The sequence below is a fragment of the Streptomyces sp. NBC_00425 genome (assembly GCF_036030735.1).
GTDB lineage: Bacteria > Actinomycetota > Actinomycetes > Streptomycetales > Streptomycetaceae > Streptomyces.
In genome coordinates this window covers 2,564,302-2,587,042 of record NZ_CP107928.1, presented here as the reverse complement: position 1 = coordinate 2,587,042, position 22,741 = coordinate 2,564,302, and the positions used below count along the sequence as shown (strand labels likewise).

The following is a 22,741-nucleotide window of genomic DNA, read 5'->3' as shown; positions in this document are numbered from 1 at the left end:
GGTTCGCCGGTTCGCCGGTTCGCCGGTCCGCGGGTCCGCGGGTCCGCCGGTTCGCCGGTTCGCCGGTCCGCGGGTCCGCCGGTCCGCCGGTTCGCCGGTTCGCGGTCCGGGCCACGGGGGTGGGACGGGTGGGGGTGTCTCGGGTCAGCGGTAGACCTTCCCCGGCTCGGCCGCGCCGGGCGCCAGCAGTTGAGGAACCGTCACGAAAACGTATCCGCGCTCTTTCAGCGCGTCGATGATCCCCGGTACCGCCGGTACCGTCCCGTCGTAGATGTCGTGCAGCAGGATGATGCCGTCCCGGTCGGCCTGCGCGAGGACCCGGCGTTGGATCAGCGCGGGGTCGGTCGTCGTGTAGTCCTTGGCGGTCACCGTCCACAGCACCTCGGCGAGTCCCAGCTCGCGGCAGATCTCGTGCACCGTCTCGTCGGTGCGGCCCTGCGGCGGACGCATCAGGGTGGGGCGACGGCCGGTGAGGCGCTCTATCTCGTCGTTGGGTCGCTGGAGTTCCTCGCGTATCTTCTCCGGCTCGATCCGCGTAAGGATCTTGTGGTCCCAGGTGTGGCTGGCCACCTCGTGCCCCTCGGCGGCCATGCGTCTGACGAGTTCGGGGTGTCGGTCGATGTGTCCCTTGCCCAACAGGAAGAACGTCGCCGGGACCTGTCTCTCCTTGAGTATGTCGAGCAACCGGGCGGAGTTCTCGCTCGGTCCGGCGTCGAAGGTGAGGGCGATGCACTTCGCCACACGGCAGTCGACGGGTCCGAAGCGGGCGGCCTGCGCGGTGGCCGAGGGCAGGGCCCGGACGGCGCTCGGACGGGTGGTGTCGAGGCCGCCGCAGCCGGTGAGCGTGACCGTCAGGCACGCGGCCGCCACCGAGATGGCGGCACCGCGCAACCCGGGCCGGGTGAACTTCGTCTTCCTCGTCAGCGAACGCATGCCGAGACTATACATAACGCGTATACACGCAACGTATAGTCTCTCACCTGCGCGTTGTCGCAGTCCTGTCGTCCGTTGTCTCCGAGCTCTGGAGTCTCCGAGCTCCGTCGTATCCGGTTTCGGAAACGGCGTCGCCGGACACGGGGCGCGGTCGGCCTGTCGGCGGAAATGGGGCGGCGCTCCGACGGCCCCGCTGTCCGCGGGCTGTCGGAGCGCCGTCGTCATCTCGAAGCGAGTGTCACGAGGCGGTCGACGGGAGTGTCACTGGGCGTAGAACGTCGCGTCTCCCCGGTCGGTCGCCGTGCTCGGCGTCTGCACGTACAGCAGGTAGTTGTAGTGGCGGATGTAGCGCCCGGCGTTGTTGTACGACTCGTAGCTGACGCCTGCCGAGTCGGCGAGCCCCGCCCGGCGGTAGAAGGTGGCGTCGGAGGCGAACGTCGACGAGCCGTCGTTCTTCTCCAGCCACACCTCGAAGTTCTTGTGCCGCAGGTAGTAGCCCGGGAAGTTCGCGGCCTCCAGCGAGACCGTGCCGGTTCCGGCCAGTCCGGGCACCACGCGGAACTGCGAGTCGGCGAGCGGGCTGACGTTCGCCTCGATCCTGGCGCGGTACTCCCAGTGGCGGATGAACCGGTCGGCGTAGTTGTACGAGGAGAAGCGCTGCGGGGTGACGCCGTCGGCCACCGGGATGCCGAAGTCGGGCGTGCCGTCGGCCTTCCAGTACACCTTCTGCACGCGGGTGCGGCGGTTGGGGTCGTTCAGGGGGTCGCCGGAGATGTCCTTGTAGCTGCGGTCGTGGTAGACGATGACGTCGGACCTGCCGTCCTCGGAGACCGTGAACGAGTTGTGGCCCGGGCCGTACTGCGAGGTCGAGGCGTTGGTGGTGAAGACGGGCTGTGACCCCTTGGTCCAGGACGCCGGGTCGGTGAGGTCGGCCGTCGCGGAGGCGGTCAGCATGCCCAGGCAGTAGTTGGCGTCGGTGGCGCTCGCCGAGTAGGTCATGAAGACCTTGCCGCCGTGCTGGATGAGCGCGGGTCCCTCGTTGACCTTGAAGCCGACCGTCTCCCAGGACAGGGTCGGCTGGGAGATCTCCGTGGGCGTGCCGGTGATCGTCCAGGGGTTGGCCATCTTCGCGATGAACAGGCTGGTGTTGTTGTTCTCCGCCGGGTTGCGCTGGGCCCAGGCGAGATAGCGGACGCCGTTCACGACGAAGGTCGTCGAGTCGAGCGAGAAGCTCTCCCACGTGGTCTTGATCTGGCCCTTCTCGGTCCAGGTCGCGGTGAGCGGGTTGGCGCCGGCGCCCTCCAGGACGTACATCCGGATCGCCCAGATGTCGGACGTCGCCCCGGCCGCGAAGTACACGTACCACTTGCCGTCGATGAAGTGGATCTCCGGAGCCCAGATGTGCGCGCCCATGACCCCGCCGGCGTGCTTGGTCCAGATGGTGACCTCCTGGGCCGTCGACAGGCCCTGGATGGTCGTCGCCCGGCGCAGCACGATGCGGTCGTACTCGGGGACCGTGGCGGTGAAGTAGTAGTAGCCGTCGGTGTGCTTGAAGATGTGCGGGTCGGCGCGCTTCTCGGCGATCGGGTTGGTGTACGTCACGGCGGGGGAGTCGGGCGCGGCGGCCTGTGCGGGGGTGCCCAGGCCGGTGAGGGCGGTCGCGAGGGCGACGAGGACGGCCAGGAGCAGCCGAACGACGTTGTGTCTCAAGAGGGTTCTCCGAATGGGGGGTGGCTGTGGCGGGCGGGGGTCAGGCGGCGGGCACGAGGCGCCACTGCTGGCAGTTGTTGTTCAGCCAGGTCCACTGCCGTACGTCGGCGCCGTTCACGGTCTGGCAGTTCGCGACGTCGGCGACCTTGCCGCTGTTCTCGTTGACGATCCGGACGTAGTCACCGGTCGCGGTGAAGACGAGCCGGAAGCGCTGGCACTTGTTGTTGAGCCAGGACCACTGACGCAGGTCCGCGCCGTCGGCGGCGGAGCAGTCGGCGGTGTCCATCACCCCGCCGGTGGCGGCGTTGACCAGCCGGCTGGTGTCGTCGCCCTGGTCCTCGACGCGCCACTTCTGGTTGGCCCCGCCGTTGCAGGTCCACTGGAGGATGTTCGTGCCGTTGGCGCCGGAACCGCCGTCGAGGTCCAGGCACTTGCCGCTGTTGCGGTTGACGAGGGTGTACGCCGTGGGCGTCGTCGCCGTCTCGCCGGACGGGCCGGGGAGCGACGTGCCGAGCGCGACCGGGGCGCCGAAGTCCGGTGTGCCGTCGGCGTTCCAGGTGAACTTCTGGGCGCGGGTCGTCCGGCCGTTTCCGCAGCCCCCGTCGGAGGCGCTGTTGGCGTGGTAGACGATCCAGTTCTCGGTGCCGTCCGGTGAGCTGAAGAAGCCGTTGTGCCCGGGACCGTACACGCCGTTCGCATCGCTGCGCTGGAACACCGGAGTCTGCTTCTTGGTCCAGGACGCCGGGCTGAGCGGGTCGGAGCCGGTCAGCTCCAGCAGGCCCAGTTTGTAGTCCGGGGTCTGGCAGTAACTCGCAGAAAACGTCAGAAACGTTCGGCCGTCGTGGTAGAGCGGTTCAGGCCCCTCGTTGACCGGTGCGCCCGAGGTCTCCCAGCTCAGCGTGGGGCTGGAAATGACGGTGAACGTGTTACTGGACAGCGTGTACGGGTTGCTCATCGGCGCGATGACGAGGCTCTGCTTGCTGCCGTTCACGAAACCGCTTCCCACGAGAAACAGTTTTCCGTTCGCCTGCAACACGCTCGCGTCGATCAGCCAGCCGCCCGGAGTGAGGTTGGAGCCGGTGAGGGAGCCCTTGTAGGTGTACGGGCCCAGCGGGTCGGTGCCGGCGCTCTCCAGCACATGGGTGCGCTGCGAGTCGCAGCAGGCGACGCCGCCCTGGCCGGCCGAGTAGTAGAGGTACCAGTGACCGTTGAACTGGTGGAGCTCGGGCGCCCAGATGTTGGTGTTGCGGGTCGAGGTGGTGTCCGACCACACCTGCACGGTGGGCGCGGTGGCGATGCCGGCCAGCGTCGGCGACTTGCGGATGCCGAGGACGCCCGTGAACGTCGTCGTGACCAGGTAGTAGTTGCCGTCGTGGTACTCCAGCCAGGGATCGGCGCCCTTGGTCGGCTTCAGCGGGTTGGTGTACGGGCGGCCGTCGGCCGCGGACACCGGTCGGGTCGCCGCCACCAGGGCGACGAGGAGCGCCAGCACGCAGACGAGCAGGGGCCTGCGGCGGTACATCCGGGGCATACGGGACCGTCCCTTGTCCATGAAGCAGACTGTTCGATATGTCGAACGAAGTTCGTAACTTCGGCCAGAAGATAGAGGCCGCACATGTCCGCGTCAATGGTTTGGACAGCCCCACCGCCCTCGTGGGTCGACCGGAGTCACCGGTGAAACACCTGTCACCGCACCGCCGGTTCGGGGCGGAACGCGCCGGGGCGCCCGGCCCGGCCGCTGAGGGCCGGGCCGGACGCCCCGGTGGTGCCGTTCTTCCGGAGAGCCGGGTCCGTCAGACCAGGTCGAACCGGTCGAGGTCGGAGACCTTGGCCCACGCCGCGACGAAGTCCGTCACGAACTTCTCCTTCGCGTCGTCGCTCGCGTAGACCTCGGCGACCGCGCGCAGCTCGGAGTTCGAGCCGAACACCAGGTCGGCACGGGTGCCGGTCCACTTCACCTGGCCGGTGGCGGCGTCACGGCCCTCGAAGAGGGACTGGTCCGAGGACGTCGACGACCAGGTCGTGCCCAGGTCGAGGAGGTTGACGAAGAAGTCGTTCGTCAGCGTGCCGGGGGCGTCGGTGAGGACGCCGTGCGAGGACTGCCCGTGGTTGGCGCCCAGGACGCGCAGGCCGCCGACGAGGACCGTCAGCTCCGGAGCGCTCAGGTTGAGCAGGTTCGCCCGGTCGAGGAGCAGGTACTCGGCCGGCAGGCGGTTGCCCTTGCCGAGGTAGTTGCGGAACCCGTCGGCGGTCGGCTCCAGCGCGGCGAACGACTCGACGTCCGTCTGCTCCTGCGAGGCGTCCACCCGGCCCGGCGTGAACGGGACCTGCACGTCGTGTCCGGCGTCCTTGGCGGCCTTCTCCACGGCGGCGGCGCCGCCGAGGACGATCAGGTCGGCCAGCGAGACCTTCTTCGCGCCGGAGTTGAACTCCGCCTGGACGCCCTCGAGGACGCGCAGCACCTGCGCCAGCTCGTCGGGCTCGTTGACCTCCCAGCCGCGCTGCGGCTCGAGGCGGATGCGGGCGCCGTTGGCGCCGCCGCGCTTGTCGCTGCCGCGGAAGGTGGAGGCGGAGGCCCACGCGGTGGACACCAGCTGCGAGACGGTCAGGCCGGAGGCGAGGAGCTTGGCCTTGAGGGCCGCGACGTCCTCGGCGCCGATGACCTCGCCGTCGGCCGCCGGCAGCGGGTCCTGCCACAGCAGGGTCTCCGCGGGGACCTCCGGGCCGAGGTACAGGGACTTCGGGCCCATGTCGCGGTGGGTGAGCTTGTACCAGGCGCGGGCGAAGGCGTCCGCGAACTGGTCGGGGTTCTCGTGGAAGCGGCGCGAGATCGGACCGTAGATCGGGTCGAAGCGCAGCGACAGGTCCGTCGTCAGCATCGTCGGGGCGTGGCGCTTGGACGGGTCGTGCGCGTCCGGGACGGTGCCCGCGCCCGCGCCGTCCTTGGCCACCCACTGCTTCGCGCCGGCCGGGCTCTCCGTCAGCTCCCACTCGAAGCCGAAGAGGTTGTCGAAGAAGCCGTTGCTCCACCGGGTCGGCGTGGAGGTCCAGGTGACCTCCAGGCCGCTGGTGATGGTGTCGCCGCCCTTGCCGGTGCCGTAGCTGCTCTTCCAGCCGAGGCCCTGCTCGGCCAGCGGGGCGGCCTCGGGGTCGGCGCCGACGCTGTCCGCCGGGCCCGCGCCGTGGGTCTTGCCGAAGGTGTGACCGCCCGCGATCAGGGCGACCGTCTCCTCGTCGTTCATCGCCATCCGGCGGAACGTCTCACGGATGTCGCGGGCCGCGGCCAGCGGGTCCGGGTTGCCGTTCGGGCCCTCGGGGTTGACGTAGATGAGGCCCATCTGGACGGCGCCGAGCGGGTTCTCCAGCTCGCGGTCGCCGGTGTAGCGCTGGTCGTCGAGCCAGGTGGTCTCGGGGCCCCAGTAGACGTCCTCCTCCGCCTCCCAGACGTCCTCGCGGCCGCCGGCGAAGCCGAAGGTCGTGAAGCCCATCTGCTCGAGCGCGACGTTGCCGGTGAGGATCATCAGGTCGGCCCAGGAGATGGACTGGCCGTACTTCTTCTTGACCGGCCACAGCAGGCGGCGGGCCTTGTCCAGGTTGGCGTTGTCCGGCCAGCTGTTGAGCGGGGCGAACCGCTGCTGACCGGCGCCGGCGCCGCCGCGGCCGTCGCTGATGCGGTAGGTGCCCGCACTGTGCCAGGCCATGCGGATCATCAGCGGCCCGTAGTTGCCGAAGTCGGCCGGCCACCAGTCCTGCGAGGTGGTGAGCACCTCGGCGATGTCCTGCTTGACGGCCGCGAGGTCGAGGGCCTGGAACGCCTCGGCGTAGTCGAAGCCCTCGCCGAGCGGGTTCGCCACGGCGGGGTTCTTCGCGAGGATCCGCACGTTGAGCCGCTCCGGCCACCACTGGCGGTTGCCGCCGCCCTGGGTCGGGTGTGCGGCACGGTCGTGCGCGACCGGGCAGCCACCTGCCTCCGCCGCCTTCGAGTCGGTCACGATCGCGTCATGGTTCTCGGTCATGGGGGAATCCTTCTGGGCTGGTCGGATCACATGCTCAGGTGCCGCAGGGTTTCGGGTGATCGGGTCTCGGGTCCTGCGGAGGCGCGGGGGTTCTGCGGATGCTCGTGTGCTGCGGATGCTCAGGTGCTGCGAACGGTCGAACAGTCGGGGCACAGGCCCCAGTAGATGACCTCGGCCTCGTCTATGGAGAAGCCGCGGTCGTCGGAGGCGGTCAGACAGGGAGCATGGCCCACGGCGCAGTCGACGTCGACGACGGCGCCGCACGACCGGCACACCAGGTGGTGGTGGTTGTCGCCGACGCGTCCCTCGAACCGGGCGGGACTGCCGGGCGGCTCGATGCGGCGCACCAGCCCGGCCGTGGTCAGCGCGTGCAGGGCGTCGTAGACGGCCTGCAGCGAGATGTGCCCGACGCGGTCGCGCACCCCGGAGGCGATGGCCTCGACGCCGAGGTGGTCGCCCGCCCGGACGGTCTGGAGCAGCGCGACCCGGGCGGCCGTCACCCGCAGGCCGGCACCGCGCAGCTCCTCGGCGGTGGTCGGTGTACCGGGTGCTGTCATGCGTGCGAACCTACGGCATAAACACGAACGATTCAAGAAAACGAGCTGTACAAGTCTGAAAGTCGCGGGTGGCTCGGCGGCCCGGGCGGCTCAGAGGAAGGTCGCGAGCCCGTCGAGCAGCCGGCCGACGTCCTCCTCGTCGTTGTAGGGGGCGAGCCCCACCCGCAGCGCGGGATCGTCGAGCCGCAGCGCGGCGAAGGCCTCATGGGCGTAGAAGGAGCCCGCCGGGGCCACCACACCCCGCGCCGCAAGGTGCGCCTGCGCCTCGCGCGCGTCCCGGCCCCGCAGGGTCATGAGGACGGTCGGCGTGCGCTGAGCGGCCTTCGCGTGGACGGTGACGGCGTCGCCCAGCGCGCGCAGTCCGGTCGCCAGCCGGGAGCGCAGCGCGTTCTCGTGCTCGTGCAGGGACCGCAGCGAACGCGCCAGCCGCTGCCTGCGCGACTCGCCCGCGGGGCCCGCCGCGCTGTCCATCCGGGCGAGGAAGTCCACGGCGGCGGTGGCGCCCGCGAGAAGCTCGTAGGGCAGCGTCCCGAACTCGAACCGTTCGGGCACGGCGTTCGTGGACGGCAGCAGCTTGTCCGGCGCGAGGGCTTCGAGGGTCCCGGGCGCAGCGGCGAGCACCGCGCAGTGCGGCCCGAGGAACTTGTACGGCGAGCAGACGAACAGGTCGGCGCCGAGCGCGGGCACGTCCACCAGGTGGTGTGCGGCGTAGTGCACACCGTCCACGTAGACCAGGGCGCCCACGGCGTGGGCAAGGTCGGCGATGCGGCGCACCGGCGGCACGGTGCCGAGCACGTTCGAGGCCGCGGTCACCGCCACCAGCCGTGTGCGGGGCGACAGCGCCCGTTCGTACGAGCCGAGGTCGAGTTCCGTGGTGGCCGGGTCGATCCCGATCCAGCGGACGGTGACGCCGGCGCGCCCGGCCGCCTGGATCCAGGGGCGCACGTTGGCGTCGTGGTCGAGTCTGCTGAGGACGATCTCGTCGCCGGCCCGCCAGTCCTTGGCCAGGTGCCGCGAGAAGTCGTAGGTGAGCTGGGTGGCGCTGCGCCCGTGCACGATGCCGTTCGGGGGCACGGCCAGGAGGTCGGCGTAGGCGGCGCGGAAGTCGGCGACGGCCTGCTCGGCGTTGCGCTCGGAGGGGCTGACGAGCCCCCGGTTGGACAGCGGGCCGGTCATCGTCCGGGCCACGGCCTCGGCCACCTGTACGGGGGTCTGGGTCCCGCCGGGGCCGTCGAAGAAGGCGAAGCCCTGTGCGAGGGCCGGAAAACGGGTGCGCAGCGCGGCGACGTCCAGAGCCATGCCCCGACTCTGGCACCCGGCCCGAGCCGCCACCACCGGGTCGGGGGAGCCGGTGGTGGCGGATGCGGGACGGGGCACGGAGGCGTGGGCCGTGGGGCGTGCGGCATGGAGACGGGGGGCGCGGGAGCTTCGTCCCCGGCCCCCGGCGGGTGCGGCCGAGCCGGGGCCGAGCGGGGGCCTGGCCGGGGCGTCACCGGTGGCGACGACGGCGACCCGGTACGGCGGGTGCCGGCGCGACGGTGACGCCGGTCCGTCACGGCGGCGACGGTCGGCCCCCTCGCCGCGACGGCCGGCCCCCTCGCGGTGGCCTACGACGGCCGGTCGCCGGGTGGCGGCGCACCGTCGAACGCCGCTTGCAGGACCGCCCGCAGCTCCCCGGCGGAGGCGCTTCGGGGATTGGCGTACGGCGCTCGGAGCGTGGCGTCGACGGCACGGTCCAGGTCGGCGGAGGACAGGCCGAGGGCGGCGAGCGACCGCGGGACGCCCAGCCGCCCGCCCAGCTCGTACAGCTCTCGGGCCGGGTCCGCGACCTCGAGCGCACGGCGCAGCGAGGCCGTCGCGGAGGGCGCCGACGGAGCGTTGAACGCCAGCACATGCGGCAGGACGACGGCGTGCGTCTCGGCGTGCGGCAGGTTGAAGGCGCCGCCGAGCACGTGGCAGAGCCGGTGATGCAGGCCCATCGAGGTCGCGCCGAGGCAGGCGCCGCACAGCCAGGCCCCGTACAGTGCGCTGCCGCGGGCAGCCGGCCCGGTGGGATCGGCGACGACGTCGGGCAGGGCGCGCGCCAGAGCCCGTACACCGTCCCGCGCCATCAGCGCGACGACCGGCGAGGCGTCCGGGGCGTAGAGCGCCTCGACGGCGTGGGCCATGGCGTTCATCCCGCTCGCGGCGGACTGCGCGGACGGCATCGTGAGCGTCAGCAGCGGGTCGTACACGACACTGCGCGGCAGGACCCGCGGATCGCGCCCCGTGCGTTTCACCCCGTCCACGGTCTCGCCCCAGACCGGCGTCATCTCCGACCCCGCATACGTCGTGGGGACGGCCACGACCGGCAGGCCGGTGCGCCGGGCGACGGCCTTGGCCAGTCCGATCGCGGAGCCGCCGCCCACCGCGGCGCAGCCGTCGGCCCCGACCTCGCGGGCCGCCTCGACGGCCCGCTCGGCGGTCGGGGCCGGTACGTGCATGCGCGCGCCCGCGTGCACTCCCGCGCACTCGTCGCCGATCGCGGCGGCGACGGCGCGGGCCGTGTCCTGACCGCGCTCGCCGCACACGACGAGGACACGGCGCAGGCCGAGCCGCCCGGTCTCCGCGGCCACCGCGTGCGGCACGGCGCCCGGCCGGAACACGACGCGCATCGGCTGGGACTGGTAGGTGAAGTCCAGGGCCGGCCCGGTCATGCCGTCACCGGCTGCAGCACGATGTCGAAGAGGGCCAGGCGGAACGGGTTGGCCAGACCGGACGCCGCCGCCCGCGCCGGGTCGTCCACCTCGGTGAACTCCTGTACGAGGCTCTTCCGGACGGCGAAGACGGCGTCCGACTCCAGGTAGTCGCTGCCCGCCACGAAGATGTGCGTCGTCACGGGCAGGTGGCCGGGGGCGCTCACGATGAAGTGGATGTGGGCGGGCCGGTAGGGGTGGCGGCCGGTCGCCTCGAGCAGCGTCCCGACCGGCCCGTCCGTGGGGATCGGATACGGGCTCGGCACGCACGAACGGAACCGGAAGCGGCCCTCGGCGTCCGCGGTGAACAGGCCGCGGCCGTTGCCCGGCGGCTGTTCCCGGGGCTGCTGGACGTCGTAGAAGCCCCGGTCGTCGGCCTGCCACACGTCCAGCGTCGCGCCGGGCAGCGCGGTGCCGTCGACGGACACGACCCGGCCGCTGATGAGGCAGGGCTCACCGGCGCCGACCAGGTCGATGGTGTCCCCGAGCGCCCGTGCGGGGGACTCGACCATGTGGAACGGGCCGAGGACGGTGGAGTCGGTGGCGGCCGGCTCCTTGTGGTCGTTGATCGCCTCGACGAGCATCGACACGCCCAGGACGTCCGAGAGCAGGATGAACTCCTGCCGGGTGTCGTCGCACCGGTGCCCGGCGTCGGTGAGGAATGCGATCGCCCGCTCCCATTCGGCCCGGGTCGGCTCGACTTCCCGCACGAAGCCGTGCAGATGCCGTACGAGGCTGGTCAGCAGCTCCCGCAACCGGGGGTCCGGGGTGTGGGCGAAACTGTCCACAACCGCTTTCGTCGCGGTCTCGGCGGTGAAGTCCATGGCCATGGCGGTCTCCTGCTCGGCCTCGGCGGTTCGGCTCCGCCGAGTATCCGTCGTGGACCGTCGCGGGGAGCAGAAATCCGCCCCGGGGCGCGGTCGGCGGCGTGGGGCGGGCAGGGCGCAGGCGGGCAGGGCGGGCTGCGACCGCGGTCGTGCCGGGACGCCGGCGGACCCGGACGGCCAGCCCGGCGAGGGCTCGCACCGGGGCGCGGCCGGGTCGGCCCACCCACCTGAGAAGATCGTTCGTGAACCGCGTCCACCGGACCCCGGAAGGGGATCGACGAGATCATGAGTGTCACCGTGTCCAGCGGCCCGACGGAAACCCGTTCCCTGACGGAAACCCGTTCCCGCACGGAAGCCTGTGTCCCGCCGGAAACGGGTTCCCGCACGGAATCCCGTTTCTGCGCGGAAACCCGTTTTCGTACGGAAACGCGTTCCGGCAAGGAAGCCAGTTCCGGGGCGGGGGTCCGCGGATGACCGGCGTCGAAGACCCCGTCCTGCTGCAGGCCGTCGGCCGGGTCGCCCGCCTCGTCCTCAACCGCCCACGCGCCCTCAACGCCCTGAACCATGCGATGGTGCGCCGCATCGACGACGCGCTGACCGCGTGGGAGCACGACCCGGCCGTCGAGACCGTCGTGCTCACCGGAGCGGGGGAGCGCGGCCTGTGTGCGGGCGGCGACATCCGCGCCGTCCACGACGACGCCCGCGACGGCGACGGGAGGGCCTCGGCTGCCTTCTGGCGGGACGAGTACCGGCTCAACGCCCGTATCGCCCGCTACCCCAAGCCGTACGTCGCCGTCATGGACGGCATCGTCATGGGCGGCGGCGTCGGCGTCTCGGCGCACGGCGGCGTGCGGATCGTCACCGAGCGCTCCCGGATCGCCATGCCCGAGACCGGCATCGGATTCGTGCCCGACGTCGGCGGAACACACCTGCTCGGCCGCGCGCCGGGTGAGCTCGGAGTCCACCTCGCCCTGACGGGCGCGCAGATCGGTGCGGGGGACGCCGTGCTGTGCGGACTCGCCGACCACTATGTGCCGTCCGCCTCGCTTCCGACGTTTCTCGCCGAACTCGCCGACCTGCCGGTGCGCGAGGCCCTCGCCCGGCACCAGCAGCCGCCGCCGCAAGGGGAGTTGGCCGCCGCGCGCGGATGGATCGACGCGTGTTACGCCGCAGGCACGGTCGAGGAGATCGTCCGGCGCCTGCTCGCCCACGGCGACCCGGCCGCCGCGGAGGCCGCGGAGACCCTGCTCACGCGGTCGCCCACCGCGCTGAAGGTCACCCTGACCGCCCTGCACCGTGCCCGGCGGCTCGGCTCGCTGGAGGAGGTGCTGGACCAGGAGTACCGGGTCTCCTGCGCCGCCCTGGCCTGCCCCGACCTCGTCGAGGGCGTCCGCGCCCAGATCATCGACAAGGACCGCACCCCGCGCTGGTCGCCGGCCACGCTCGCCGAGGTCGCCGCCACCGACGTGGAACGTTTCTTCACCCCGCTGGGCACCCGGGAACTGGGTCTCGTCGGGCCGTCGTCCCCGCAACCCGCCCATCAGCCCCGCGCGGCCGCTCGGCTTCACCCCGCCCGTGAACCCGGCGCCACCTCCCGGCCCCAGCCGTAGCCGGGCCCGGCCGTCACGGACGAACGCCGACGGCCTCGCGAACCCGGCATGGTCGGCGCACCGGTCATGCCGGGCACGGGACCGCCGGGCGCAAGGATTGCGCTGACAGGGTGAGCCCGATGGCGATGCCGAGGCTGCCTCGCTCCGCCTCGCCTCGCTCCGCCTCGCCTCGCTCCGCCTCGGCCCGTCGCGTTGCGGACAGGGGCTGTCCGCGAGTCCGGCTAGCTTGCTCGTATGACGAAGACGACGTCCCCGGCGGGCCCCGTGCTCGACGCCCGGTCACTCAACCGCGCCACCCTCGCCCGGCAACTGCTGCTGAGCCCGGCCGAGTTGTCCGCCCAGGCCGCGGTGGAGCATCTGCTCGGACTGCAGGCGCAGAACGTCAAGCCGCCGTACTACGCGCTCGCCGCCCGCCTCGACGGTTTCGCCCCGGAGCACCTGTCGGCGCTGATGGCCGACCGAGAGGTCGTCCGCATCGTCACCATGCGCTCCACCATCCACACCCACACCGCGGACGACTGCCTGACCCTCCGGCCGCTCGTCCAGCCCGCCCGTGACCGGGAGCTGACGAACTTCCGCAAGGGGCTCGTCGGGGTCGACCTCGACCGGCTCGCCGTCCTCGCCCGCGACCTGGTCGAGGACGAGCCGCGCACCATGGGGCAACTGCGCGAGGCGCTCACCAAGGAGTGGCCGGACGCCGACCCGCAGTCCCTCGCCGTGGCCGCCCGCTGCCGGCTGCCCCTGGTCCAGGTCACTCCGCGCGGGTTGTGGGGCCGGAGCGGACAGGTCGCCCTCACCACCGCCGAGCACTGGCTCGGCCGCCCCGCACAGCCGGCGCCCGCCGTGGACGCCGTCGTCCTGCGCTATCTGGCGGCCTTCGGCCCGGCCTGCGTCAAGGACATGCAGACGTGGGCCGGCCTGACCCGGCTGCGCGAGGCCTTCGAACGTCTGCGCCCGCAGCTGTCCACCTTCCGGGACGAGCACGGCGTCGAACTGTTCGACCTGCCCGACGCTCCGCGCCCCGACCCCGCAACCCCGGCCCCGCCGCGGTTCCTTCCCGAGTTCGACAACCTCCTCCTCTCCCACGCCGAGCGCGGCCGCGTCGTCCCGCCCGAGCACTGGGGGCGTTCCTGGCAGGGCAACCAGGCGTACTGCACTCTCCTGGTCGACGGCTTCCTGGCGGGAGTGTGGAGACTGGAGCGGGACGCCCTGGTCGTCGAGCCGTTCGATCGCCTCACCGGCGCGCAGAAACGGGACGTGCTCGCCGAGGCCGAGCGCATGCTGGCCGTGATGCACCCCGGGGAGGCCCACGACATCCGTTTCGGAACGGTCCTCCGACCCTGACGCGGGTAGTGCGGGTAGTGCGGGTAGTGCGGGTAGTGCGGGTAGTGCGGGTATCGCGGGTATCGCGGGTATCGCGGGTAACGCCGGTCACGCCGGTAACGCCGGTAACGCCGGTCACGCCGGTAACGCGGGTAACGCCGGCAAGGCCGGCAACGGCGGCAACGGCAGAAACGGGCAGAAGACGCAGAAACAGCCGCAACCGCGGAAACCGCAGGAAAGCCGCAGCCGCGAAACAGTCGCAACAGCCGCAACGGCGACAATCGCGGAACGCCCCCACCGGTGACCGGTGGGGGCGTGGACGGTTGGACAGGGGGCGCTGCGGGCCGCTCGTGGAGGCTCGCAGCGCCCCCTGGTCGTTCCCTGAGGGATGCTCAGGAGTTTCTCGGGGGCTACCCGGTGACTACGAGTTGACCTGTGCGGTCACCAGGCTGGAGAAGGTGGTCAGCCGGGTGTACACACCCGGGTAACCGGCTTCCGCGCAGCCCTCGCCCCAAGAAGTGATGCCTGCCAGGACGCCCCCGATGAGCAGGGGACCGCCGCTGTCGCCCTGGCAGGTGTCTGTGCCGCCGGTGGTGTATCCGGCGCAAACCATGTCGGTCTGGACGAAGTCCGAACCGTAGGAGCTCTTGCAGCTGGAGTCGGACACGATCGGGACGGTCGCGGTCCGCAGCTGGTTGGAGGAGCTGCCGTTCTCCGAGGTGGTGCCCCAGCCGATGATGCGGGCGGTGGTGCCGGCCGCGTACACCCCGGTCTGGGACGAGGAGACGTATGACGCCTTGGTGTACGGCATCGACGTCGACAGGGTCAGGACGGCCACGTCGTCGCCGTTGGTGGCGTCCGTGTAGCCCGGGTTGATCCAGATCTTGCTCACCCGGCTGACCGTGCCGTTGGTGCCGTTCAGGTAGGTGCGGCCGCCGACGACGCGCACGCTGCTCGTGGTCTCGCCGACCATGCAGTGCGCGGCGGTGACCACCTTGGTGGCCGAGACGAGGGTGCCGCCGCAGAACTGGTTCTGCGAGGCGTCCGTGATCTGCATCATGAACGGATACGCCGTGGTCGTGGTCGTCGTGCCGCCGACGATCGGCTGCGGGGCTGCGACGGCGGTGGGGGCGCCGAGCAGTACGGTCGCCGCCGTGGCGGCGGTCGCCGCGACGACGGCGGCGGTTCTCTTCACGCGGTTGAGCCCGAACATGGAACTCCTCGAGGGGTTGCCGGTGGGGGGTCGCGCGGGTGTGGGGTGTGCACGGGGGTCGCGGGACCGACCCCCGTGTGCCCGGGCGAGCGGCACGTCCCTTACGCTAGGACCCGGTGCCCGTAGTCCCCAATGAGGGAACCCCCTAAGGGAGTTGGGGCAGGGAAAACCCTCGGTCCGGCAGCGCCGCCGCAGCACCCTCGCTCCGGGGGACGTCCTGCGCGCGGGTCGCCCCCGAGGGGCAGTTAACCCGCGCGATCCTCACTTCGCGTGACGCCCCGCCGCCAACCGGACGATGTCCACCCGCGAGCGGATCCCCAGCTTGCGGTAGACCCGGGTCAGGGTCGCCTCGACCGTCTTCACGCTGATGAACAGCCGCGCGGCGATCTCCCGGTTGGTCGCCCCCTCCATGACGAGGGCCGCGACCTGACGCTCCATCGCGGCCAGTCCGGCCAGCGCGTCGGAGGGCGGGGTCTGCGCGGTGACGGAGGACGGCTCGCCCGCGCCCCGGGCGGCGGCTTCGTCGACCTGGCGCAGCCAGGGCAGCGCCCGGCACCGCCGGAACAGCCGTGCCGCCTCGTCGTACGACGTCGGCCCGGGCCGCCCGGTGCGCAGCCGGGCCAGCGCGAACGCCGCCCGCGCCTCCTCCAGCCCGTAGCCGAGCTTGGCGAGCCGGTCCTGAACGGACGTCAGCCGGGACAGCGCCCCCTCGTGGTCGCCGAGCGCCGCCCGCACGAGGGCCTCCGCCCGGTCCAGCACGGCCAGCACGCTCTCCCGGTTCAGCCGCAGCGCGTGTTCACGCGTCACGGCGATGACGTCCTGCGCCTCGCCCGGCTCCCCGACCCGGACCAGCGCCTCGGCCAGGTCGCCCTGCCAGCGGCCGCGCGCCGGGTCGGTGATGCCCAGGCCCTGCTCCAGCTCGCGCACCCGGCGCAGCGAGCCGACCGCGCCCGCCGCGTCGCCGGCCACGAACTGGGCGTGGCCCAGCGCGGCCAGGGCGCGCGAGAGGTACATCTGGTCGCCGTCCTCGTCGGCACGCCCCGCAGCCTCCCGCGCCAGCGCCAGCGCCTGTCCGACGTCGCCGCCCGAGGCCTCGGCGAGGGAGGCCAGCATCGCGGAGGCGCCGAGGCCGATGCCCGAGTCACGGGCCAGCCTGAGGCTTTCGCGGGCCAGGTCGAGGGCCCGTCCGCAGTGCCCGGAACGCAGCTCGGTCTCGGCGAGGAAACGCTGGAAGTGCACCTCGCTCTCGACCATGCCGCGCCGCCGGACCTCGCGCAGCAGCGCCGTGATGGTCGACCGGGCCTCGGGCAGCTGGTCGCTCATCATCAGCCAGCGGAACCTCGCCGCGCCGACGCCGTTGTGGTGGCAGGCCACGTAGGGGTCCTGAGGCTCCCTCATGGCCTGCTTGATCGTCGCCGGGGCGTTCGGATGGCCCATCAGGGTCTCGGTGGACGACTGGAACGACAGCGCCATCAGCTCGGTGCGCCGGTCGCCGCCGCGCGCCGCCAGCTCCGCCGCGTGCGCGGCCTCCTGCCGGGCCTCGGAGAAGTCGCCCTCGACGATCAGCTTGCGCCAGGCGAGGTGGTAGTGGACCAGGGCGAGCAGCCGGGGGTCGTCGCCGGCGTCGGCGAGGGCCTGCGGGAAGACGGCGTCGACGTCGCCGAGGGCCTGCCCGGCCGCCTCGATGACGACCTCCCAGGCACGGATCCGGTCGGCGGGCACGGTCGCCCGGGTCAGCACCTCGCGCGCGATGTCCCGCGCCAGGTCCACCTCGCCGGCGGTGATGGCGTCCTCGGCGGCGCACAGCCGGTGTTCGTCCGGGCCGGGCGTGCCGTCCGGCGGGGTGTGCCGGGCGGCGAGCAGTCCGAGCGAGGCGGCCACCGACGGCGCGCCCCGGTCGCGGGCCAGGGCCGCGGCCTCGGCCAGCCGGGCGGCGACCTCCGGGTCGGTTCCGGTGGTGGCCATGGCGAGGTTGCGGGCCCGCTCGATCGGGTCGGAGGCGGCGGTGGACAGCGCGGCGTGCGCGGCCCGGCGTTCCTGAGCGGGCGCCTCCGCGTACAGCGCGGCGGAGATCAGCGGATGCGCGAACCGGACGGCCGGGCCCTCGGGCTCGGTCGCCAGCAGTCCGAGGGCCGCCGCCTGCGCGGTCTCCGCCTCGGCGTTCTCCCGGCCGGCCGCGTGCAGCAGGGCCAGCGTGGGGCGGGCGCCGGCGCTGGCCACCAGCAGGGTGCGCCGGGCCTCGTCCGAGAGCATGTCCAGGCGGCTGAGGACCAGAGCGCGCAGCGAGGTCGGCACCGGCAGCGGCTCGCCCGGGCGGGGCGGCGTCGGGTTCTCGCCGAGGGCGCGGCCGAGTTCCAGCGCGAACAGGGGGTTGCCGCCGCTGGTGCGGTGGATCTCCCGGACCGTGGAGCGGGGCAGGTCGGTGTAGCCGCGGTGGTCGAGCAGCGCGGAGACCTGGTTGCGGGAGAGCGGGTTGAGGCGGACGGCGAGGGTGTCGGGCGGGGACGCGCGTAGATGCCGGTCGTACTCCTGTCCCTCCGTGCGCACCGCGCACAGCAGCTGGACGGGGGTGTCGCCGAGCCGGCGGGCGGCGAAGCCGAGGAGCTCGGCGCTGGCCGAGTCCAGCCACTGCAGGTCGTCGGCGACGAGCAGCACGGGGCCCGCGGCGGCGAGGACGCGCAGCGCGGACAGGACGGCCAGCCGCAGGGCGAGTCCGTCGCGCTGCAGCGTCGACTCGCCGCGGCCGGTGAGCGCCGACTCCAGGGCGGTGCGCTGCGCGGCGGGCAACTTGTCCGAGATCTCGTCCAGGACGAGGCCGAAGAGGTCCGCCAGGGCCAGGAAGGGGAGGTGGGATTCGGACTCGGTCGCCGAGCAGCGCAGCACGGTGCGCGCCGCCTCGCCGTAATCCGCGGCCAATGCCCGCAGCACGGTCGACTTTCCTATTCCGGCCGGGCCGTGCAGCAGCACACTGCCGCCGCGCGTCAGCTGGTCACGGGCGGCCGTGACCAGCTCCTCCCTGCCGATGACCAGGTCGGGGCGGCATCTGGCAGGCTCCTTGAAGTCCCGTCGCACGGTCACCGCTCCCCTCCGAGTGTCGTGTCCGGGCCAAATTCTAGGCAACGACTCTTTGAAATTCGGAGGCGGATCGTGGTGAGGGATATAACAACGTGACGCATAGGGAAATTCATCGCAACGGTGAGTGAATGGTTCCGTGTCGTGAGGGGCCTCCTTGGCCGGATGTGATCGCTGCCTCCGCCGTGCTCCGACCGCCGCGCCCGGACGTCTCCCGCGCCCCGGCCGAGGAGCGCGGCGGCCGCTCGCGCTACGGCAGCAGACCCGCCCTGCGGGCCGCGACCACCGCCTCTCCCCGGGTGTGCGCGCCCAGTCTGCGCATCGCCGATCTCAGGTAGCCCTTGACCGTCTCCACCCGCAGCCCGAGCCGCTCGGCGGTCGCCCCGTTCGTCGCCCCCGCCGCCACGCACGCCAGCACGTCCAGCTCACGCGGGGCCAGGACGACCGGCTGCCCCGCCGGCTCCTGCGGCGCCCCCGGGGCCAGCAGCCCGCAGGCGTCGAGGAGGTCGGCGCGCAGCGTGGGGTCGGTGATCCGCGGGGCCAGGGCCCGCAGCGCCGCGTGCGCCTCGCGCACCTGCTCCCAGCCGGCCGCCCCGCCCGGGCCCGCGGCGGCCCCCTCGCCCGGGACGACGCCCCGCCCGGCCGCCGTCAGCAGCCCCCGCACCTCGTCCGCGACGACCAGCGCCTGCTCCACGTCCCGTGCCGCCTGCGCCGCCGCGGTCAGCGTGCGGTCGCCGAGCGGCTGCGCCGTGCGCAGTGCCCCGTACAGCACCCCGCGCACCCGACGCCGGACCACCACCGGGATCGCCAGCACCGAACGCAGCCCCTCCTCGGCGACGGCCGCGTCGTACTCGTGACTGATCTGCCGGGAGAGCGAGTAGTCGGTCACCGCGCACGGCCGGGCCAGCGCGACCGCCCTGCCGCCGAGCCCGTTGCCCGCCGTGACGGCCAGCCCGCGCAGCGCGAGACCGGCCGCGCCGCTGAACTCGCTGATCCGCATCCGCTGCCGTCCGGGTTCCACCAGACCGCCGAAGGCGACCGGCAGCCCGGTCTCCCGGCGCAGCCGCACCAGCGCACCGTGAATCTCCACCGTTCCGGCTGCGTCTGCTGCCACGTTCTCGCCCTTTCCGCGCGGCGTGGTGCCGCACACCCCCGTTCGGGGGTAGTGAGACCTGCATCACGGATTACACGATGTCGGAGAGCCGCCCGGCAATGGTCCGGCACCGAGGAGGACACAGATGACGGCGACGGAGCTCTTCCGCAGAGCCCGCGACTTCCTGCTGGAACACCGCGAGGACTACACAACCGCTTACGAGCGTTTCGAGTGGCCCCGCCCCGAACGGTTCAACTGGGCCCTCGACTGGTTCGACGCCATCGCCGTCGGCAACGAGCGCACCGCCCTGCACATCGTGGAGGAAGACGGTTCCGAAACGCGCCGCACCTTCGCCGAGCTGTCGGAGCGCTCCGACCGGATCGCGAACTGGCTGCGCGACCGCGGTGTGGTCGCCGAGGACCGCATCCTCGTCATGCTCGGCAACCAGGCCGAACTCTGGGAGACGGCGCTGGCCGCCATGAAACTGCGCGCCGTCGTCATCCCGGCGACGCCGCTGCTCGGCCCCGCCGACCTGGCCGACCGTGTGGAACGCGGCCGGGTCAGGCACGTCGTCACCCGGTCCGCGGACGCCGTCAAGTTCGACGAGGTCCCCGGCGCCTACACCCGTATCGCGGTCGGCGGCGCGCCCGAGGGCTGGCAGCGGTACGAGGAGGCGTACGACGCCCCGGCCGGTTTCACGCCGGACGGCCCGACCCTCGCCGACGACCCGCTGATGCTCTACTTCACCTCCGGCACGACCGCCCGGCCCAAGCTCGTGGAGCACACCCACACCTCGTACCCGGTCGGCCACCTGTCGACGATGTACTGGATCGGGCTGCGGCCCGGTGACGTCCACCTCAACATCTCCTCGCCCGGCTGGGCCAAGCACGCGTGGTCCAATCTCTTCGCACCGTGGAACGCGGAAGCAACCGTTTTCATCCACAATTACACGCGTTTCGCCCCGGCCCGGCTGATGGCGGAGATGGACCGCGCGGGCGTGACCACGTTCTGCGCTCCGCCCACCGTCTGGCGGATGCTCATCCAGGCCGACCTCACCCAGCTGCGCACCCCGCCCCGCGAGGCGGTGGCCGCGGGCGAGCCCCTCAACCCCGAGGTCGTCGAGCAGGTCCGCCGCGCCTGGGGAGTCACCGTGCGGGACGGCTTCGGCCAGACCGAGACCGCCGTGCAGATCGCCAACAGCCCCGGCCAGGAACTGAAGACCGGCTCGATGGGCAGGCCCGCCCCCGGATACCGGGTGGAGCTGCTCGACCCGGTGTCGGGCGCGCCGGGCGCGACGGAGGGCGAGATCGCCCTCGACCTGTCCGAACGGCCGGTGGGCCTGATGACCGGCTACCACGGAGACGCCGACCGCACCGCCGAGGCGATGGCCGGCGGCTACTACCGCACCGGGGACGTCGGAAGCCGCGACGAGAACGGTTACCTCACCTACGTGGGACGCTCCGACGACGTCTTCAAGGCGTCCGACTACAAGATCAGCCCCTTCGAGCTGGAGAGCGCGCTGCTGGAGCACGCGGCGGTGGCGGAGGCCGCCGTGGTCCCCGCCCCGGACGAGCTGCGTCTCGCGGTCCCCAAGGCGTACGTCGTCCTCGCCGAAGGCTGGGAGCCCGGCCCCGACACCGCGAAGGTGCTCTTCGAGCACTCCCGCGAGGTGCTCGCCGCCTACAAGCGGATCCGCCGTCTGGAGTTCGCGCCGCTGCCCAAGACCGTCAGCGGCAAGATCCGCCGCATCGAGCTGCGCGAGGCGACGGCGGCCGGCTCGGCGGACGAGTACCGCGAGGAGGACTTCCGGTGAGCGAGGTGGACGGGGTGAACAGGGCGAGCGGCCCGCTGCCCACGCCGGAGAGCGGCTTCGAAACGGCTTCCGTGTCTGTTTCGCCGGCCACGCCGGAAGCCGGTGTCGAAACCGCTTCCGCACCCGTTTCGCCGGCCACGCCGGAAGCCGGTGTCGAAACGGCTTTCGCGCCCGCCTCGCCGGCCACGCCGGAGAGCGGCTCCGGGACCGTCTCCTCGTACGCTCACGGGACGAGCACGACCGCGCTGCTCGGGGACACCATCGGCCAGAACCTGGACCGGGCCGTGGCGGCCTGGCCGGACCGCGAGGCACTGGTCGACGTGCCGTCCGGCCGGCGCTGGACCTACGCCCGGTTCGGCGCGGACGTCGACCGGCTGGCGTACGCGCTGCTCGCGAGCGGGGTCGCCAAGGGCGACCGGGTGGGCATCTGGGCGGTCAACTGCGCGGAGTGGGTGCTGGTCCAGTACGCCACCGCCCGGGTCGGCGCGATCATGGTGAACGTCAACCCGGCCTATCGCACGCACGAGGTCGAGTACGTCCTGCAGCAGGCCGGGATCTCCCTGCTGTTCGCCTCCCTCACCCACCGCACGAGCGACTACCGGGCGATGGTCGAGCAGGTGCGCGGCCGATGCCCGCAACTGCGGGAGACCGTGTACATCGGTGACCCGAGCTGGGCGGCGTTCCTCGGGCGCGGCACCCCGGAGCGGCGCGGCGAACTGGCCGTCCGGGAGGGCGAGCTGTCCTGCGACGACCCCGTCAACATCCAGTACACCTCGGGCACGACGGGCTTCCCCAAGGGCGCCACCCTCTCCCACCACAACATTCTCAACAACGGTTACTCCGTGGGGGAGGCCATCGCCTACAGCGAGCAGGACCGGATCTGCGTTCCGGTGCCCTTCTACCACTGCTTCGGCATGGTGATGGGCAACCTCGCGGCCACCTCGCACGGCGCGTGCATCGTCGTCCCGGCGGCGGCCTTCGACCCGAAGGCCACCCTGGAGGCGGTCCAGCAGGAGCGGTGCACCTCCCTGTACGGCGTGCCGACCATGTTCATCGCGGAGCTGAACCTGCCCGACTTCGCGGCGTACGACCTGTCGACGCTGCGCACCGGCATCATGGCCGGCTCGCCGTGCCCGGCGGAGGTGATGAAGAGGGTGGTCGCCGAGATGAACATGGCGCAGGTGTCGATCTGTTACGGCATGACCGAGACCTCGCCCGTCTCCACCCAGACCCACCGGGACGACGATCTGGAACACCGCACCGGCACCGTCGGCCGTGCCCTGCCGCACATCGAGGTGAAGGTCGTCGACCCCGTGGACGGAGTGACCCGTCCGCGCGGCGTCCCCGGTGAACTCTGCACCCGCGGATACAGCGTGATGCTCGGTTACTGGAACGAGCCCGAGAAGACCGCCGAGGTGATCGACGCGGGACGCTGGATGCACACCGGGGACCTGGCGGTGATGCGGGAAGACGGTTACGTGGAGATCGTCGGCCGCATCAAGGACATGATCATTCGAGGTGGGGAGAACATCTACCCGCGCGAGATCGAGGAGTTCCTGTACGGCCACCCCGGGATCAGGGACGTCCAGGTCGTCGGCGTCCCGCACGAGAGGTACGGCGAGGAGGTCCTCGCCTGCGTGATCCCGGCGGACCCGGCGTCCCCCCTGACGCTGGAGGAGCTGCGCGCGTACTGCGAGGGCCGGTTGGCGCACTACAAGATCCCGAGCAGGCTGCAGATCCTGGACGCCTTTCCCATGACCGTGTCGGGGAAGGTGCGCAAGATCGAGCTGCGCGAGAAGTACGCCCTCTAGGCCGTCGGCCGCGCACGTCGGCCACTTC

15 protein-coding genes are annotated in these 22,741 nt (G+C 72.2%); 4 read left to right on the top strand and 11 right to left on the bottom strand.

The window, feature by feature from the left end; translation table 11 throughout:
* Window positions 1–144 precede the first annotated feature (144 nt).
* The 8 genes from OHS82_RS10810 to OHS82_RS10775 all read right to left on the bottom strand — a co-directional run bounded on the left by OHS82_RS10810 (window position 145) and on the right by OHS82_RS10775 (window position 10,781).
* The gene (locus OHS82_RS10810; protein WP_242433009.1) at window positions 145–933 is read right to left on the bottom strand and encodes a polysaccharide deacetylase family protein; all 789 of its coding nucleotides are present in this window, start codon (window positions 931–933) and stop codon (window positions 145–147) included.
* Between the two features lie 261 nt (window positions 934–1,194).
* Window positions 1,195–2,643 (bottom strand): family 43 glycosylhydrolase, encoded by a 1,449-nt coding sequence (locus tag OHS82_RS10805; RefSeq protein WP_328433767.1) that lies wholly within the window; start codon window positions 2,641–2,643, stop codon window positions 1,195–1,197.
* Window positions 2,644–2,683: 40 nt separating this feature from the next.
* Window positions 2,684–4,195: a family 43 glycosylhydrolase gene (locus tag OHS82_RS10800; RefSeq protein ID WP_242433010.1), complete on the bottom strand. Its 1,512-nt coding sequence runs from the start codon at window positions 4,193–4,195 to the stop codon at window positions 2,684–2,686.
* A 241-nt stretch (window positions 4,196–4,436) separates the two neighbouring features.
* Window positions 4,437–6,659, bottom strand: coding sequence for a catalase/peroxidase HPI (gene katG / locus OHS82_RS10795; protein ID WP_057576023.1), 2,223 nt, complete (start codon window positions 6,657–6,659; stop codon window positions 4,437–4,439).
* 119 nt (window positions 6,660–6,778) lie between these two features.
* On the bottom strand, window positions 6,779–7,216 hold the full coding sequence (locus OHS82_RS10790) for a Fur family transcriptional regulator (RefSeq protein ID WP_057576024.1): 438 nt from the start codon (window positions 7,214–7,216) through the stop codon (window positions 6,779–6,781).
* A gap of 90 nt (window positions 7,217–7,306) precedes the next feature.
* On the bottom strand, window positions 7,307–8,515 hold the full coding sequence (locus OHS82_RS10785) for a cysteine desulfurase-like protein (protein ID WP_328433766.1): 1,209 nt from the start codon (window positions 8,513–8,515) through the stop codon (window positions 7,307–7,309).
* A gap of 308 nt (window positions 8,516–8,823) precedes the next feature.
* Window positions 8,824–9,912 carry a maleylacetate reductase gene (locus tag OHS82_RS10780; RefSeq protein WP_057576027.1) on the bottom strand — a complete coding sequence of 363 codons (1,089 nt, stop codon included), beginning with the start codon at window positions 9,910–9,912 and terminating at the stop codon, window positions 8,824–8,826.
* Window positions 9,909–10,781 (bottom strand): dioxygenase family protein, encoded by an 873-nt coding sequence (locus OHS82_RS10775; RefSeq protein WP_057576030.1) that lies wholly within the window; start codon window positions 10,779–10,781, stop codon window positions 9,909–9,911. Before OHS82_RS10775 ends, OHS82_RS10780 begins: the two co-directional genes overlap by 4 nt.
* A gap of 467 nt (window positions 10,782–11,248) precedes the next feature.
* Here OHS82_RS10775 and OHS82_RS10770 point away from each other — a divergent pair, with 467 nt between their 5' ends.
* A complete protein-coding gene (locus OHS82_RS10770; RefSeq protein ID WP_328433765.1) occupies window positions 11,249–12,388 on the top strand; it encodes an enoyl-CoA hydratase/isomerase family protein in 1,140 nt (379 codons plus the stop codon).
* Between the two features lie 234 nt (window positions 12,389–12,622).
* On the top strand, window positions 12,623–13,732 hold the full coding sequence (locus OHS82_RS10765) for a winged helix DNA-binding domain-containing protein (RefSeq protein WP_057576031.1): 1,110 nt from the start codon (window positions 12,623–12,625) through the stop codon (window positions 13,730–13,732).
* 400 nt (window positions 13,733–14,132) lie between these two features.
* On the opposite strand, the gene OHS82_RS10760 is transcribed toward OHS82_RS10765, so the two are convergent.
* The 3 genes from OHS82_RS10760 to OHS82_RS10750 all read right to left on the bottom strand — a co-directional run bounded on the left by OHS82_RS10760 (window position 14,133) and on the right by OHS82_RS10750 (window position 19,110).
* Window positions 14,133–14,924, bottom strand: coding sequence for a S1 family peptidase (locus OHS82_RS10760; RefSeq protein WP_057576033.1), 792 nt, complete (start codon window positions 14,922–14,924; stop codon window positions 14,133–14,135).
* Window positions 14,925–15,185: 261 nt separating this feature from the next.
* Window positions 15,186–18,002, bottom strand: a complete 2,817-nt coding sequence (locus OHS82_RS10755) for a helix-turn-helix transcriptional regulator (protein ID WP_057576035.1) — start codon at window positions 18,000–18,002, stop codon at window positions 15,186–15,188.
* A gap of 244 nt (window positions 18,003–18,246) precedes the next feature.
* Window positions 18,247–19,110: a helix-turn-helix transcriptional regulator gene (locus OHS82_RS10750; RefSeq protein WP_328433764.1), complete on the bottom strand. Its 864-nt coding sequence runs from the start codon at window positions 19,108–19,110 to the stop codon at window positions 18,247–18,249.
* A gap of 124 nt (window positions 19,111–19,234) precedes the next feature.
* Between OHS82_RS10750 and OHS82_RS10745 the strand changes: the two genes are divergently transcribed.
* Window positions 19,235–20,902 carry an AMP-binding protein gene (locus OHS82_RS10745; RefSeq protein ID WP_057576038.1) on the top strand — a complete coding sequence of 556 codons (1,668 nt, stop codon included), beginning with the start codon at window positions 19,235–19,237 and terminating at the stop codon, window positions 20,900–20,902.
* Window positions 20,903–21,147: 245 nt separating this feature from the next.
* Window positions 21,148–22,713: an AMP-binding protein gene (locus OHS82_RS10740; RefSeq protein WP_057576256.1), complete on the top strand. Its 1,566-nt coding sequence runs from the start codon at window positions 21,148–21,150 to the stop codon at window positions 22,711–22,713.
* Window positions 22,714–22,741 lie beyond the last annotated feature (28 nt).

Excerpts from the sequence above, each read along its gene's own strand:
- OHS82_RS10745 (WP_057576038.1), top strand. The coding sequence starts at position 19,235 with ATGACGGCGACGGAGCTCTTCCGCAGAGCCCGCGACTTCCTGCTGGAA.
- OHS82_RS10760 (WP_057576033.1), bottom strand. The coding sequence starts at position 14,924 with ATGTTCGGGCTCAACCGCGTGAAGAGAACCGCCGCCGTCGTCGCGGCG.
- OHS82_RS10790 (WP_057576024.1), bottom strand. The coding sequence starts at position 7,216 with ATGACAGCACCCGGTACACCGACCACCGCCGAGGAGCTGCGCGGTGCC.
- OHS82_RS10785 (WP_328433766.1), bottom strand. The coding sequence starts at position 8,515 with ATGGCTCTGGACGTCGCCGCGCTGCGCACCCGTTTTCCGGCCCTCGCA.
- OHS82_RS10775 (WP_057576030.1), bottom strand. The coding sequence starts at position 10,781 with ATGGCCATGGACTTCACCGCCGAGACCGCGACGAAAGCGGTTGTGGAC.
- OHS82_RS10800 (WP_242433010.1), bottom strand. The coding sequence starts at position 4,195 with ATGGACAAGGGACGGTCCCGTATGCCCCGGATGTACCGCCGCAGGCCC.
- katG (WP_057576023.1), bottom strand. The coding sequence starts at position 6,659 with ATGACCGAGAACCATGACGCGATCGTGACCGACTCGAAGGCGGCGGAG.
- OHS82_RS10765 (WP_057576031.1), top strand. The coding sequence starts at position 12,623 with ATGACGAAGACGACGTCCCCGGCGGGCCCCGTGCTCGACGCCCGGTCA.
- OHS82_RS10780 (WP_057576027.1), bottom strand. The coding sequence starts at position 9,912 with ATGACCGGGCCGGCCCTGGACTTCACCTACCAGTCCCAGCCGATGCGC.
- OHS82_RS10810 (WP_242433009.1), bottom strand. The coding sequence starts at position 933 with ATGCGTTCGCTGACGAGGAAGACGAAGTTCACCCGGCCCGGGTTGCGC.
- OHS82_RS10770 (WP_328433765.1), top strand. The coding sequence starts at position 11,249 with ATGACCGGCGTCGAAGACCCCGTCCTGCTGCAGGCCGTCGGCCGGGTC.